Source organism: Nonomuraea jabiensis, from assembly GCF_014204795.1.
Classification (GTDB): domain Bacteria; phylum Actinomycetota; class Actinomycetes; order Streptosporangiales; family Streptosporangiaceae; genus Nonomuraea; species Nonomuraea jabiensis.
The window spans coordinates 6933232-6945887 of the sequence record NZ_JACHMB010000001.1 but is presented as its reverse complement, the minus strand read 5'-3'; the positions used below and the strand labels follow the sequence as shown (position 1 = coordinate 6945887).

13 protein-coding genes are annotated in these 12656 nt (G+C 71.1%); 7 read left to right on the top strand and 6 right to left on the bottom strand.

The window, feature by feature from the left end; all coding sequences use genetic code 11:
- Positions 1 to 18: 18 nt before the first annotated feature.
- Positions 19 to 660: a molybdopterin-dependent oxidoreductase gene (locus HD596_RS31770; RefSeq protein WP_185072933.1), complete on the bottom strand. Its 642-nt coding sequence runs from the start codon at positions 658 to 660 to the stop codon at positions 19 to 21.
- Between the two features lie 194 nt (positions 661 to 854).
- Here HD596_RS31770 and aroF point away from each other — a divergent pair, with 194 nt between their 5' ends.
- Both aroF and HD596_RS31760 read left to right on the top strand, forming a co-directional pair.
- The gene (gene aroF / locus HD596_RS31765; protein ID WP_185072932.1) at positions 855 to 1886 is read left to right on the top strand and encodes a 3-deoxy-7-phosphoheptulonate synthase; all 1032 of its coding nucleotides are present in this window, start codon (positions 855 to 857) and stop codon (positions 1884 to 1886) included.
- 144 nt (positions 1887 to 2030) lie between these two features.
- Complete coding sequence (locus HD596_RS31760; RefSeq protein ID WP_185072931.1) at positions 2031 to 2318, top strand: YiaA/YiaB family inner membrane protein; 288 nt, start codon at positions 2031 to 2033, stop codon at positions 2316 to 2318.
- 141 nt (positions 2319 to 2459) lie between these two features.
- Here the strand turns inward: HD596_RS31760 and thiI are convergent, their stop codons facing one another.
- The 3 genes from thiI to macS all read right to left on the bottom strand — a co-directional run bounded on the left by thiI (position 2460) and on the right by macS (position 5567).
- Positions 2460 to 3659: a tRNA uracil 4-sulfurtransferase ThiI gene (gene thiI, locus HD596_RS31755; protein ID WP_185072930.1), complete on the bottom strand. Its 1200-nt coding sequence runs from the start codon at positions 3657 to 3659 to the stop codon at positions 2460 to 2462.
- Positions 3660 to 3722: 63 nt separating this feature from the next.
- Complete coding sequence (locus HD596_RS31750) at positions 3723 to 4364, bottom strand: response regulator (protein ID WP_185072929.1); 642 nt, start codon at positions 4362 to 4364, stop codon at positions 3723 to 3725.
- A gap of 9 nt (positions 4365 to 4373) precedes the next feature.
- Complete coding sequence (gene macS, locus HD596_RS31745; RefSeq protein ID WP_185072928.1) at positions 4374 to 5567, bottom strand: MacS family sensor histidine kinase; 1194 nt, start codon at positions 5565 to 5567, stop codon at positions 4374 to 4376.
- Between the two features lie 113 nt (positions 5568 to 5680).
- Between macS and HD596_RS31740 the strand changes: the two genes are divergently transcribed.
- Both HD596_RS31740 and HD596_RS31735 read left to right on the top strand, forming a co-directional pair.
- Entirely contained in the window at positions 5681 to 6553 is an 873-nt protein-coding gene (locus HD596_RS31740) for an MHYT domain-containing protein (RefSeq protein ID WP_221519612.1), read from the top strand.
- A 111-nt stretch (positions 6554 to 6664) separates the two neighbouring features.
- Entirely contained in the window at positions 6665 to 7438 is a 774-nt protein-coding gene (locus HD596_RS31735) for an MHYT domain-containing protein (protein ID WP_313045277.1), read from the top strand.
- Between the two features lie 136 nt (positions 7439 to 7574).
- Here HD596_RS31735 and HD596_RS31730 read toward each other — a convergent pair whose 3' ends face one another.
- Positions 7575 to 8600: a 6-phosphofructokinase gene (locus tag HD596_RS31730; protein ID WP_185072926.1), complete on the bottom strand. Its 1026-nt coding sequence runs from the start codon at positions 8598 to 8600 to the stop codon at positions 7575 to 7577.
- 111 nt (positions 8601 to 8711) lie between these two features.
- On the opposite strand from HD596_RS31730, the gene HD596_RS31725 reads away from it, so the two are divergent.
- Positions 8712 to 10169 carry an FGGY family carbohydrate kinase gene (locus tag HD596_RS31725; RefSeq protein ID WP_185072925.1) on the top strand — a complete coding sequence of 486 codons (1458 nt, stop codon included), beginning with the start codon at positions 8712 to 8714 and terminating at the stop codon, positions 10167 to 10169.
- 40 nt (positions 10170 to 10209) lie between these two features.
- Here HD596_RS31725 and HD596_RS31720 read toward each other — a convergent pair whose 3' ends face one another.
- Positions 10210 to 10797: a DJ-1/PfpI family protein gene (locus HD596_RS31720; protein ID WP_185072924.1), complete on the bottom strand. Its 588-nt coding sequence runs from the start codon at positions 10795 to 10797 to the stop codon at positions 10210 to 10212.
- A gap of 52 nt (positions 10798 to 10849) precedes the next feature.
- Here HD596_RS31720 and HD596_RS31715 point away from each other — a divergent pair, with 52 nt between their 5' ends.
- Together HD596_RS31715 and HD596_RS31710 are read left to right on the top strand one after the other, a co-directional pair.
- Positions 10850 to 11794 carry a GlxA family transcriptional regulator gene (locus HD596_RS31715; RefSeq protein ID WP_185072923.1) on the top strand — a complete coding sequence of 315 codons (945 nt, stop codon included), beginning with the start codon at positions 10850 to 10852 and terminating at the stop codon, positions 11792 to 11794.
- Between the two features lie 50 nt (positions 11795 to 11844).
- Complete coding sequence (locus tag HD596_RS31710) at positions 11845 to 12609, top strand: class I SAM-dependent methyltransferase (protein WP_185078830.1); 765 nt, start codon at positions 11845 to 11847, stop codon at positions 12607 to 12609.
- Positions 12610 to 12656 lie beyond the last annotated feature (47 nt).

The following is a 12656-nucleotide window of genomic DNA, read 5'->3' as shown; positions in this document are numbered from 1 at the left end:
GAAAACCAGGAGTGAAGTCTAAGGGGGTCCCTCGCCGGGTTCTTCCTGGTAGGAGTAGCGCTGCTCGCGCCAGGGGTCGGCGACGTTGTGGTAGCCGCGCTCCTCCCAGAAGCCCCGGCGGTCTTCGAGGAGGTATTCGATGCCGCGCACCCACTTGACGCTCTTCCACGCGTACAGGTGGGGCACGACGATCCGCAGCGGGAAGCCCCGGTCGGGGCTGAGCGGCTTCTCGTCGAGCTCCATGGCGAACAGCGTGTCGGGGGCCGTGAAGTCGGCCATGCGCAGGTTGGCGCTGTAGCCGTACTCGGCCCAGATCATCACGTGGCGCACGCCGGGAGCGGGCGGGGCGGCCGCCATGATCGTGGCGGGGGTCACGCCGGACCACTCGTTGGCCATGAGCGAGAACTTGGTCACGCAGTGGAAGTCCGCGATGCGGGTGGCGCGCGGCAGCCTCTCGAACTCGCTCCAGGAGAAATGGTGCTCCGCCCCGGACGCGGTGGCGCCGAAGACCCGGAAGTCCCAGCTCTCCGGTTTGAACCGGGGCACCCTGCCGTAGTGGATCACGGGTCGGCCGCGCGGCACGTACTGGCCTGGAGGCAGGCGCGACTCCTCCACGATCACTCCCCTCACCTGACTCGTGGTCTGGGGCCATCCTGCCATCGGATCGATGATGCTTCGCGGGCGGGTTCGGTGCGCTATCCTTACGGCCTATGCGCAACGCGTCCCTGTTTTGGTATGGCGACGGACCCGAGTCCGTTCGCCATCTGACGCTGCGCTAGCAGACAGGCGAACGAAGGCCCCGGGTCCGACAGGACCCGGGGCCTTCTGTGTTTCCGGACAAAGGAGTTGTACAGATGGTGATCGTGATGGGCCCCGAGGCCACCGCGGATGATCTTTCGGCGATCGTGTCGGTCGTCCAGGCGGCCGGGGTGGAGGCTTTCGTCAGCAAGGGCGTGAAACGGACGATCGTCGGCCTGGTCGGCGACGTGACGCAGCTCGACCCAGTCGCGTTGCGCGGCATGGGCGGGGTGCGCGACGTCATGCGCGTGTCCACCCCGTACAAGCTGGTCAGCAGGGAGAACCACCCGGAACGCTCCACGGTCCACGTGGGCGGCGTGCCGATCGGCCCCGACACCGTGACGCTGATCGCGGGGCCGTGCGCGGTGGAGACGCACCAGCAGACGCTGGACGCGGCCAGGATGGCGCAGGCGGCCGGGGCGGTGCTGCTGCGCGGCGGGGCCTTCAAGCCGCGTACGTCGCCGTACGCCTTCCAGGGGCTGGGCGAGCAGGGCCTGCGCATCCTGGCCGACGTGCGCGAGGAGACCGGGCTGCCGATCGTGACCGAGGTCGTGAACGCCCAGGACGTCGAACTGGTGGCCTCCTACGCCGACATGCTGCAGGTCGGCACCCGCAACATGCAGAACTTCGCGCTGCTGCAGGCGGTCGGGGCGGCGGGGAAGCCGGTGATGCTCAAGCGCGGCATGACCGCCACGATCGAGGAGTGGCTCATGGCCGCCGAGTACATCGCCCAGCGCGGCAACCTCGACATCGTCCTGTGCGAGCGGGGCGTCCGGACGTTCGAGACGGCGACCCGCAACACGCTCGACGTCTCGGCCGTGCCGGTGGCGCAGCGCCTGTCGCACCTGCCGGTGATCATCGACCCGTCCCACTCGGGCGGGCGGCGCGACCTGGTGCTGCCGCTGACCCGCGCGGCCATCGCGGTGGGCGCGGACGGCGTGATCATCGACGTGCACCCGCAGCCCGAGCAGGCGCTCTGCGACGGCCCGCAGGCCCTGGTCGACGCCGACCTGGGCGAGCTGGCCCAGGTCATGAACGACTTCCCGGCACTGCTCGGCAAGTCCGCCGCGGTGGCGGTCGCCGTCTGACCTGATGCGATATCCCTGCCTGCCACGAGCGATCCCACGCGTACGGCCGGCCGCCGCCACGAGCCGAGCGGCCGGCCGTACTCAGAAGTAACTTGAGTACGTGACCCCATGCGGCGGGCTGTCGCGCGGCGCGACGATGACCGCATGACGAAGCCCATCCAACCCACGCAGACCACCGCGTTCTACGCCCAGGCGATCCTGTCGTTCGCCGTCTCGCTGTCCTCCGTGGTGATCGCCCTGGTCTACCTGCCCGTCGAGGGGTGGGTCAGGGCGTTCCTCGGGCTCGGCCTGCTGTACGTCGTCACCTCGACGGTCACGCTGTGCAAGGTCGTACGGGACCGGCAGGAGCAGTCGGAGGTCAGCAAGCGCGTCGACCAGGCACGGCTGGACAAACTGCTGACCGAACACGACCCCTTCAAGGTCAGCACCTGACCCCGTCCCGCCTCACGTCCCGTCCCTCCCGCGGCGGGAGAGAGGGGCGCACCGCTACCGCCCCGCGCCTGCGCCTCGGGAGCGGCATCGTCGCTCCCGGGGGCGCGACGATGCCGCGGGTCAGCCCCGATCCGGAGGGCGCTAGTCGAGGGTGTACTCCTGGATCGAGTCGGCGAGCTGGACGCACAGCTCCTCGGCGTCGAGCCGCTTCTCGATCTGCTTGAGGTCCTCGATCTTGGCCCGGGTCTCGGCCCGCTTGGGCGCCAGCAGCGTGCAGCAGTCCTCGTCGGGCAGCTCGGAGATCTCCAGCGTGCCGATGCGCCGCGCCTCGGCCATGATCTCGGTCTTGTCCCAGCCCACCAGCGGCCGCAGGATCGGCAGGTCCACCGCGTTGTCCTGGGCGGTGATGTTGGCCAGGGTCTGGGAGGAGACCTGGCCGAGCGCGTCGCCGGTGACCAGCGCGGCGGCGTGGATGCGGTGGGCGACCTCCTCGGCCGTCTTGAGCATGAGCCGCCGCTGCGCGATCACGGCCAGGCGGTCCTGGCCGGAGGTGCGGATCGACTGCTGCGCCTTGCCGAACGGCACCACCCACAGCCGCGACCTGCCCTGGAACCGGTCGAGTTTCTTGACCAGCGCGTACGCCTTGTAGATCGACTCGGAGGTGGTGAACGGGATGCCGGAGAAGTGCAGGAAGTCGACGTGCAGGCCGCGCCGCATCATCCGGTACGCCGCCACCGGCGAGTCGATGCCGCCCGACATGAGCACCAGGGCCCGGCCGCTGCTGCCGACCGGCAGGCCGCCCTGACCGGGGATGCCGCCGGTGAAGACGAACACCTCGTCCCTGTCGACCTCGATGGACACCGTCAGCTCGGGGTTCTTCAGGTCGACCGGCAGGCCGTACTCGTCGTTGATCGCGCCGCCCACGAGGCGGTCGAGCTCGTTGGAGCGCAGGGGGAAGCGCTTGTCGCGGCGGCGGGAACGGACGGCGAAGCGGGCGCCCCGCTTGGCCTCCTCGCTCTCGCCGACCAGCTCGAGACCGGCCTTCAGCACGGCGTCGGGGTCCTTGGCGACCCGCCAGGCCCGGTGGATCCAGACCAGCCCGGGAACGTCGGCGACCCGCTGGGCCACGGCCTGCGCCTGCTCGGCCGTGGCGCCCTGGGGCAGGAAGATCGCGATCACGCCATGCCGCTTGCGCACGTCGAGCTTGAGGTCGAGCGACCGGAGCGCGTCACGGATGTTGCTGATCAGGCGGCGTTCGAACAGCTCGCGGTTCTTGCCTTTCAGGACGATCTCGCCCAGCTTGAGCAGAACGCACGGCTCGCCCAGGGCGGACATCGTCATGGTGGAACCTCCGGGAAGACGGGGAAAGGCACGCGTCGAAGCCAACGCCGCGCCCCATCGAGTTTAGTCCGCGTCCAGCCCGTGCTCGATCGCATATCGGACCAGCTCCACCCGGCTGTGGAGCTGGAGCTTGCGCAGCGCGTTCTGGACGTGGTTCTGCACCGTGCGGTGGGAGAGCACGAGCCGCCCAGCGATCTGCCGGTAGGACAGGCCCTTGGCGACCAGCCTGAGCACCTCGGTCTCGCGTTCGGTCAGCCGGGGCCCCTCGGCGGGCGCCGGCTGCGCGGCCAGCCGCCGGTATTCGCCGAGCACGAGCCCGGCCAGGCCCGGGGTGAACACGGCGTCGCCGTCGGCGGTGCGGCGTACGGCGTCGAGGAACTCCTCCCGGCTGGCCGATTTCACCAAATATCCGGATGCGCCGGCCTTGACCGCCTCCAGCACGTCGTCCTGCTCGGCGCTGGCCGACAACACCAGCACCTTGGGCGGCGGCTCCACCGCGGCCAGCCTGGCGGCCACCTCCGCGCCCGACATATCCGGTAACCGCAGATCGAGCACCACGACGTCCGGCCGGGCCGCCCCGGCCGCCCGCACCGCCTGCCGCCCCTCCCCCACGGTGGCGACGACCTCGTATCCGGCCTCGGCGAGATCCCTGGCGACGCCGTCCCGCCACATCGGATGGTCGTCCACCACCATCACCCGCACCATGCCGCAACTCTAACCGCGCGTCCGCTGCCCGCCCCGCGACCGCGGCGACCCCGAGGCGGGGCCGGAGGCGGGACCGGAAAGGGGGCCGGAGGTGGGGCCGGAAAGGGGCACGCTGATCTCGACCTCCGTGCCCTCCCCCACGCCGGTGGCGAAGGCGACCGTGCCGCCGAGGTCGGCGATCCGGCCGCGGATGGACTGGGCGACGCCCAGGCGGCCGGCCGCGGCGGCCTCGGCCAGGCGGCCCTCGGCGATGCCCGGCCCCTCGTCCCGCACCGTCACCGTGATCGCGCCGTCCGACGACTCGGCGAAGATCCAGGCGCGGGCGTCCGGCCCGCAGTGGTCCCGTACGTTGTCCAGCGCCGCGCGGACGGCGGCGGCCGTCTCCGCGGCCACCGGCGCGGGCAGGATCAGCGGCGTGGCGGGCGTGGAGACCGTCACCTGGGGCGAGGCGTGCGCCAGGAGGAGGGTACGCAGGTCGGCGGAGCCCACGGGAACGGCGGCGGAGGCGGGGGCGACGAGCTGGCGCAGCACGGCCTCCTGCTCGCCGGCCAGCCGCCCCAGCTCCGCCGCCTCGCCGCCGATCTGCCGGCCGCGCCGCTGGACCAGGGCCAGAACCTGGAGCACCGAGTCGTGGATGTCACGGGCCAGCCGGTCGCGCTCGCGCTGGGCGGCCTCCATCTCGATGGCCCGTTGCATGCGCTCCCCGGCCTGCCTGGCCAGCCGGGCCACGTGGCCGACCACGACGCCCGCCAGGAAGAGCAGGACCGCGCCGTTGATCAGCACGGGCGCCTGGCCGGTGCGGACGCGCAGCCACAGGTCGCCGGCCGCGACGACGGCCGCCGCCACCGCGCCCAGCCGCCTGCCCCCGTGCACGGCCCAGGCCAGCACGGGAGCGGCTATCCACGTCGCGGGGACGGGCATGGTGCCCTCCGCGCCTTGACCGGCGCCCTCGACATACGGAGAGACCAGCAGGCAGGCCAGGGCGACCAGCAGGTCGATCACCAGCAGCGGCCACCGGCGGGCCGACTCGCGCGAGTAGGCGAACGTCGCCGCCGCCGTCCACAGCGCCATCACCCCGATCACCAGCCAGCCGAGCACGGGCTGCTCGTAGCCGCGGTGCTGGGCCATCAGCGCGGCCGCGTACACCAGCGACGCCACCCGGAAGACCGCGATCGCGCGCCAGAACGGGCCCTCGATAGCCATGAGTCCTTCTCATGTTCCGACAGAGAGGTTGACAGATAGTGGTGGTATCTATGCGAATAGGACATCCCGGTATGGCACAATCCGGGAACCCCTAATTACCAAGGAACCGATAGATGACCTCCGCTGTGAATCATTTCACCTACGGCCTGCTGACCCCCGTGCTCGCCTACGTGATGTCCTGCATCGGGTCGATGCTGGGACTGCGGCTCACCGCTCAGGCGCACGCCTCGCGCGGCGGTTCCCGGGTGCGCTGGCTGCTGGGCGCGGCCATCTCGATCGGCGGCACCGGCATCTGGGTCATGCACTTCATCGCCATGATGGGCTTCGAGGTGGAGGGCACCCAGATCAAGTACGACGTGTGGCTCACCGTCGCCTCCGCGCTGGTGGCCATCGTGGTGGTGGGCACCGGCCTGCTGCTGGTCTCGTACGGTGGCGGCCGGATCCTGGCGCTCCTCGGCGGCGGCCTGCTCACCGGGCTCGGCGTGGCCTCCATGCACTACCTGGGCATGTACGCGATGAACATGTCCGCCCACGTCTCCTACGACCGCCTCACCGTGGCCGCCTCCGTCGTCATCGCCGTCGTGGCCGCGACGGTGGCGCTGTGGTTCACGCTGCGCGTCAAGAAGCCCATCTGGATCACCCTCGCCGCCCTGGTCATGGGCGTGGCGGTTTCGGGCATGCACTACACCGGCATCTACGCGATGCACGTCACGGTCGACCCCGAGCCCGGCGTGGTCGCGGGCGCCGACGCGCTCGACTTCCTCGTGCCCCTTATGACCGTGATCAGCCTGATCACGCTGACCATGCTGCTCATGGTGATCCTCTCACCCTCGGAGGAGGAGCTGCACGAGGACGCCGAGCTGGTCGCCAAGCTGGAGTTGCGCCGGCGTACCACCCAGCAGGAGCAGCTCACCTACCCCGCGCCGCCGGTGCCGATGCCGCGGCCGCAGCAGCGCCGCCAGGCCATGCAGGGCCGCAGAAGATAGATAGTTGCGCAGACAGCGACTCCCTGTTCATACTCCCTTATCGGTGCGTAAGGGGTTGGGGTGGGGGTCGTGTCGCCGATCGATCATTTTTCCTTTGGGCTGTTAACGCCCGTGCTGGCGTACGTCATGTCCAGCGTGGGCTCCATGCTGGGCCTGCTGCTGACCTCGAGAGCCCGCCTCGCCGGCGGGCGCGAGGGTAAGTTCTGGCTGGTGGGGGCCGCTTTCGCGATCGGCGGCACAGGCATCTGGACGATGCACTTCATCGCCATGCTCGGCTTCTCCGTGACCGGCTCGGTGATCCGCTACGACGTGCCGCTCACCGCCCTGTCCGCGTTCATCGCGGTCGTCGTCGTGGGGATGGGCCTGTTCCTGGTCTCCTGCGGCGGCGAGCGGCCGGCCTACCTGCTCGGCGGCGGCGTCCTGACCGGCTGCGGCGTGGCCGCCATGCACTACCTCGGCATGTACGCGATGAACATGTCGGCCCTCGTCTCCTACGACCCGGCGGTCGTCGCCGTGTCCGTCCTGATCGCGGTGGCGGCGGCGACGGTGGCGCTGTGGTTCACGGTGCGGGTCAGCGGCGCCCTCAAGATCGGCGGTGCCGCGCTGGTCATGGGGGTGGCGGTCTCGGGCATGCACTACACGGGGATGTACTCGATGTCGGTGGCCGTGCACTCCGACATGGTGCCCGTGCCCGGCGTCAAGGCCGTCGACCTGCTGCTGCCGCTGATCGTCGGCATCAGTGTGATCACCGTCGGGCTGCTGCTGGCCGTCATCCTCTCCCCTTCGGAGAAGGAGCTGCGCGGCGAGGCGGAATACCGGGCGCGGCTGCGCGGGGACGACGAGGGCGTGCCGGAAGTGGATCTCTTCGGCACGCCCCGCGGTTGAGCTATCTCCCAGGTACGGCTTGCGACGCGTGGTGGGCCGCCGACTCGCCGCGGCGCAAGCCGTACCCTGAGGCGGGGTCGAGGAGCGACCCCGCTGGTTCAGAAGGTACGGCCGCGCGCTTGCAAGCGGCTTTCACTCAGCCGAAGAACACCTCCGCCTCGGAGTAGCGCGAGACCGGCACGGTCTTCAGCTCGGCCGTGGCCTCGTCGAGCCCGACGCGGACGATCTCGGTGCCGCGCAGGGCGACCATCTTGCCGTAGTCGCCCTCGTGGGCGGCGTCGATGGCCTGCAGCCCGAACCTGGTGGCCAGCACCCGGTCGTAGGCCGTCGGGGTGCCGCCGCGCTGGATGTGGCCGAGCACCGTGGTGCGGGCCTCCTTGCCGGTGCGCTTCTCGATCTCCTTGGCCAGCATCTCGCCGATGCCGCCCAGCCGTACGTGCCCGAACGCGTCGAGCTCGCCCGTCTGCAGCTCCATCTGGCCCTCGATCGGGTGGGCGCCCTCGGCGACCACGATGATCGGCGAGTAGCGGGTGCGGAAGCGGGACTCGACGTATTCGCAGACCCGGTCGATGTCGAACGGCCGCTCCGGGATGAGGATGACGTTCGCGCCGCCCGCCATGCCCGCGTGCAGCGCGATCCAGCCCGCGTGGCGGCCCATGACCTCGCAGATGAGGGCCCGGTGGTGGGACTCGGCGGTGGTGTGGAGGCGGTCGATGGCCTCGGTCGCGATGTTGACGGCGGTGTCGAAGCCGAAGGTGTAGTCGGTGCCCGACAGGTCGTTGTCGATGGTCTTGGGCACGCCCACCACGTTGACGTGGCGGTCGTAGAGCTGCTTGGCGACGCCCAGCGTGTCTTCGCCGCCGATGGCGATCAAGGCGTCGACGCCGGTGGCGGCGAGGTTCTCCTTGATCCGGTCGACCCCGCCCTCGATCTTGATGGGGTTGGTGCGGGAGGAACCCAGTATCGTTCCGCCGCGCGGCAGGATGCCCCGCACGGCCTGGATGTCGAGCGGCATCGTGTCGCCTTCAAGGGGGCCGCGCCAGCCGTCACGGAATCCGACGAACTCGTGACCGTAGACGCTCACCCCCTTACGCACCACTGCCCTGATCACGGCGTTGAGGCCGGGGCAGTCGCCGCCCCCGGTCAGCACTCCAATACGCATGGCGGGTTCCTCCCGATGGGGGTCACCTTGATGTCAGACTCGCATTGTGCCCGTCGTCGCGGGCAGTGGTCTAGACCAAACGCCAGGCTGCCCAGATTGCGGGGATATTTCGTGAGTGTGTTGGCCATTGACGCCGGGACGACAGGTGTGACTGCTCTCGTAGTCACTGAAAACGGACAAATCGAGTCCAAGGGCTACGAAGAGTTCGCACAGCACTTTCCTTCCCCCGGATGGGTGGAGCACAATCCCGAAGACATCTGGCAGGCCACGCTCTCCGCGTGCGGCACCGCGCTGAGCGGGGCCTCCGTCTCCCCGTCCTGCGTCGGGATCACCAACCAGCGCGAGACCGCCGTGCTCTGGGACCGGCGCACGCTGGCCGCGCCGTGCCGGGCCATCGTGTGGCAGGACCGCCGCACGGCCGGCATCTGCGACCGGCTGCGCGAGGCGGGCCACGAGCCGCGCGTGTCGGAGCTGACCGGGCTGCGGCTCGACCCGTACTTCACCGCGACGAAGCTGACCTGGCTCGCCGAGCACGACGAGAGCACGTGGGCGGGCGTCCGGTCCGGGAACATCGCCGTAGGGACGGTGGACTCCTACCTCATCGCCAGGCTCACGGCGGGCGCGCGGCACGTGACCGACCCGTCCAACGCCTCGCGCACCCTCCTGTACGGCCTCGCCTCCGGCGGCTGGGAGCCGGAGCTGTGCGAGCTGTTCGGGGTGCCCGTGGAGGCCCTGCCCGAGATCGTGCCCAACTACGGGCCGCTGGGGCTCACGGAGCCGTCCGCCTTCCTCGGGCTGGAGCTGCCGATCAGCGGGGTGGCCGGCGACCAGCAGGCGGCGCTGTTCGGGCAGACGTGCTTCGACGTGGGGGACGTCAAGTGCACCTACGGCACGGGCTCGTTCGTGCTGGCCAACCTCGGCGGGGAGATCGTCCGTTCCGACACGGGGCTGCTGACCACGGTGGCCTGGCAGACGCCGTCGGGCGAGCGCACGTTCGCGCTGGAGGGGTCGATCTTCGTGACCGGGGCCGCCGTGCAGTGGCTGCGCGACGGGCTGGGGCTGATCGGCACGGCGCCGGAGTCGGAGGCCGTGGCGCGCACGGTGCCCGACAGCGGGGGCGTGGTGTTCGTACCGGCCCTGACGGGGCTCGGGGCGCCGCACTGGGACCCCGGCGCGCGCGGGCTGATCACCGGCATCACGCGGGGCACGACGCGCGCTCACCTGGTGAGGGCCACGCTGGAGGCGATCGCGTTCGAGGTGCGGGACGTGGTGGAGGTGATGACCGGGGGCGCCGTACCGGTGCTCAAGGCCGACGGCGGGGCCAGCTCGAACGACCTGCTCATGCAGCTCCAGGCCGACCAGCTCGGGGCGGCGGTGGAGCGCCCGGCGATCCAGGAGACCACGGCCCTCGGCGCCGCCTTCCTGGCCGGGCTGGGGGCGGGGGTGTGGGCCTCGCGGGCCGAGCTGCGCCACACGTGGCAGCTCGAACGCCGCTTCGAGCCCGGCCCGCGGGACGACGCCGCCTACGAGCGCTGGCGGGCCGCCGTCGAGCTGGCCTCCCGCCGATAGGACGGCGCTCGCCGGGCCGGTGCGGTGGCGGTGCGGTTCGTCACCGTCCTCGCGCGTGGAAGACCCGGGCCGTCCGCGCGTACCCGATGGAGGTGGCGACGCGGTCGGCGGTCGCGGTGCCCAGCTCTCGTTCGGTGATCCACAGGCCCAGGTCCAGCCCGGCGCTCAGCGCTCCGGCGGTGAGGCGGTCGCCGGCGTCCACGACGCGCTCCTCGACGACGTCCACGCCGTAGGACCGCAGTTCCTCGTACGCGTTGTGGTTGGTGGTCGCCTGCCGATCGGCCAGCAGGCCGGCGGCGGCGAGCAGCAGCCCGCCGGTGCACACCGAGGCCATCCAGCGGGTCGACGGCGCCACCGCCGCGAGCCGGGACGGCAGCACGCCGCGCCGCGTCTCCGCCCAGGCGCCCGCCGGGGCCCGGTTCAGCCATCCGCCGCCCGGAACGATCACCCCGTCGGCCCGCCCCAGCACGGTGGGCACCTCGAGCCTGACGGAGCGCATGCTGGTCACGGGGCCGGGCCGCTCGGCGGCGACCAGCTCGACGGTGAGCCCGGCCATGGACAACACCTCGAACGGCCCGAACACGTCCAGTTCGTCGAAGCCGTCGAAGACCACGATCTCGATTCGCACGCTGCCAGGATCTCGCCGCGCCGCCCTCCCGGTGAGTGGCAAGCTTGCCATCATGCGTAAGGAACCCGCCACGCGTCGCGTCGCCGTACTCGCCCTGCCGTCGGTCGTGGCCTTCGACCTGACGATCGCGACGCACGCGTTCGGGCACGAGGGGCAGGGCCGCTACGCGGTCACCGTCTGCTCGCTGGACAGCGGCCCGGTGCCCACCACCACCCCGGGCCTCGGGCTGACCGTCGAGGCCGGCCTCGACGCTCTCGGCGCCGCCGACACCGTCATCGTGCCCGGGTTCGCCCGCGGGCGCGCTCCGGAGCGGGCGCTCGACGCCCTCGCTCTCGCCTATCGCCGCGGGGCCCGCATCGCATCGATCTGCACCGGCGCGTTCGCGCTGGCGCAGGCGGGCCTGCTGGACGGCCGGCGCGCGACGACCCACTGGGTGCACGCCGCCGCGCTGGCCCGCGAGCACCCGCTGGTGAAGGTCGACGCGAATGCCCTGTACATCGACGAGGGGCAGGTGCTGACCAGCGCGGGGCTGGCCGCCGGCCTGGATCTGTGCCTCTACCTGATCGGCCGGGACCACGGCCAGTCGGCCGCCGTCCAACGGGCCAGGCACATGGTCACACCGCTGCACCGGGCCGGGGGCCAGGCGCAGTTCATCCCGTCCGGCGAGTCCGTCGAGGACGCGGAGCTGGCCGGGGTCACCGCCTGGGCGAGCGCCAACCTGCACCTGCCGATCAGCGTCGCCGACCTGGCCCGCCGAGGCATGCAGTCCACCCGCACCCTGCACCGCAACTTCCGGACCAGGTTCGGCATGAGCCCGCGGGCCTGGCTGATCCAGCAGCGGCTGCGTGCCGCCTGCACGCTGCTGGAGGACGGCGACATCACCATCGACGAGGTCGCCCGGCGTACCGGGCTGGGCACCGCCACCAACCTGCGGGCGCACTTCCACCGGGCCTTCGCCACCACGCCCACCGCCTACCGCCGGGCCTTCACTCCCTGACGCGCAGGCAGATGTGACCGAGCGCTTGGGTGGGCGAGTTCTGGGCCAGAATGGCCCGCATGCCTACCGTGCCTGAAGATCACGTTGAGACCGCAGACCCCTCCCCGCTCAACGCCTACGACATGATCGCCGAGGGGTACGCGGCCGAGAACGAGAAGAGCCTCCCGAACGCGTACTACGAGCGGCCCGCGATGCTGGAACTCGCCGGGGACGTGACCGGCCGGCGGATCCTCGACGCCGGCTGCGGCTCGGGTCCCCTGTTCGCCGCGCTGCGCGATCGCGGCGCCGTCGTGACCGGAATCGACGCGAGCGCCGGGATGCTGGAGCTGGCCCGGCGGCGGCTGGGCGACGACGCGGATCTGCGGGTCGCCGACCTCGCCGACCCGCTGCCCTTCCCCGACGGCGCGTTCGACGACGTCATCGCGTCCCTGGTGCTGCACTACCTGGAGGACTGGGGACCGACCCTGGCCGAGCTGCGACGCGTGCTGAGGCCTGGCGGGCGGCTCCTCGTCTCGGTCGACCATCCCTTCGTGATCCCCCTCACGCGTCACAGGGCCGGAGAAAAGCCCGGCTACTTCGGCACCCGTAACCGGATCGAAGAATGGACCATGGGCGGGCAGACCGCCCGGATGAGCTTCTGGGACCGGCCGCTGCACGCGATGACCGAGGCCTTCACGGCGGCCGGCTTCCGCATCAGCGTCATCAGCGAACCGCCGTTCGTGCCGGAAGCCCGCGAACTGTTCCCCGAGGAGTTCCGCGAGATCACCGGCACGAGGTTCCTGGGCTTCCTGTTCTTCGTTCTGGAAGCCGCCTGACGGCGCCAGATCGTCAACCCAAGGTTGACGGAGAGGGATCGTCAACC

Coding starts and splice junctions, on each gene's coding strand:
- HD596_RS31770 (WP_185072933.1), bottom strand. CDS start 660: ATGGCAGGATGGCCCCAGACCACGAGTCAGGTGAGGGGAGTGATCGTG.
- HD596_RS31715 (WP_185072923.1), top strand. CDS start 10,850: ATGCGTAAGGAACCCGCCACGCGTCGCGTCGCCGTACTCGCCCTGCCG.
- thiI (WP_185072930.1), bottom strand. CDS start 3,659: ATGACGATGTCCGCCCTGGGCGAGCCGTGCGTTCTGCTCAAGCTGGGC.
- HD596_RS31750 (WP_185072929.1), bottom strand. CDS start 4,364: ATGGTGCGGGTGATGGTGGTGGACGACCATCCGATGTGGCGGGACGGC.
- HD596_RS31740 (WP_221519612.1), top strand. CDS start 5,681: ATGACCTCCGCTGTGAATCATTTCACCTACGGCCTGCTGACCCCCGTG.
- HD596_RS31760 (WP_185072931.1), top strand. CDS start 2,031: ATGACGAAGCCCATCCAACCCACGCAGACCACCGCGTTCTACGCCCAG.
- HD596_RS31730 (WP_185072926.1), bottom strand. CDS start 8,600: ATGCGTATTGGAGTGCTGACCGGGGGCGGCGACTGCCCCGGCCTCAAC.
- aroF (WP_185072932.1), top strand. CDS start 855: ATGGTGATCGTGATGGGCCCCGAGGCCACCGCGGATGATCTTTCGGCG.
- macS (WP_185072928.1), bottom strand. CDS start 5,567: ATGGCTATCGAGGGCCCGTTCTGGCGCGCGATCGCGGTCTTCCGGGTG.
- HD596_RS31710 (WP_185078830.1), top strand. CDS start 11,845: ATGGCCCGCATGCCTACCGTGCCTGAAGATCACGTTGAGACCGCAGAC.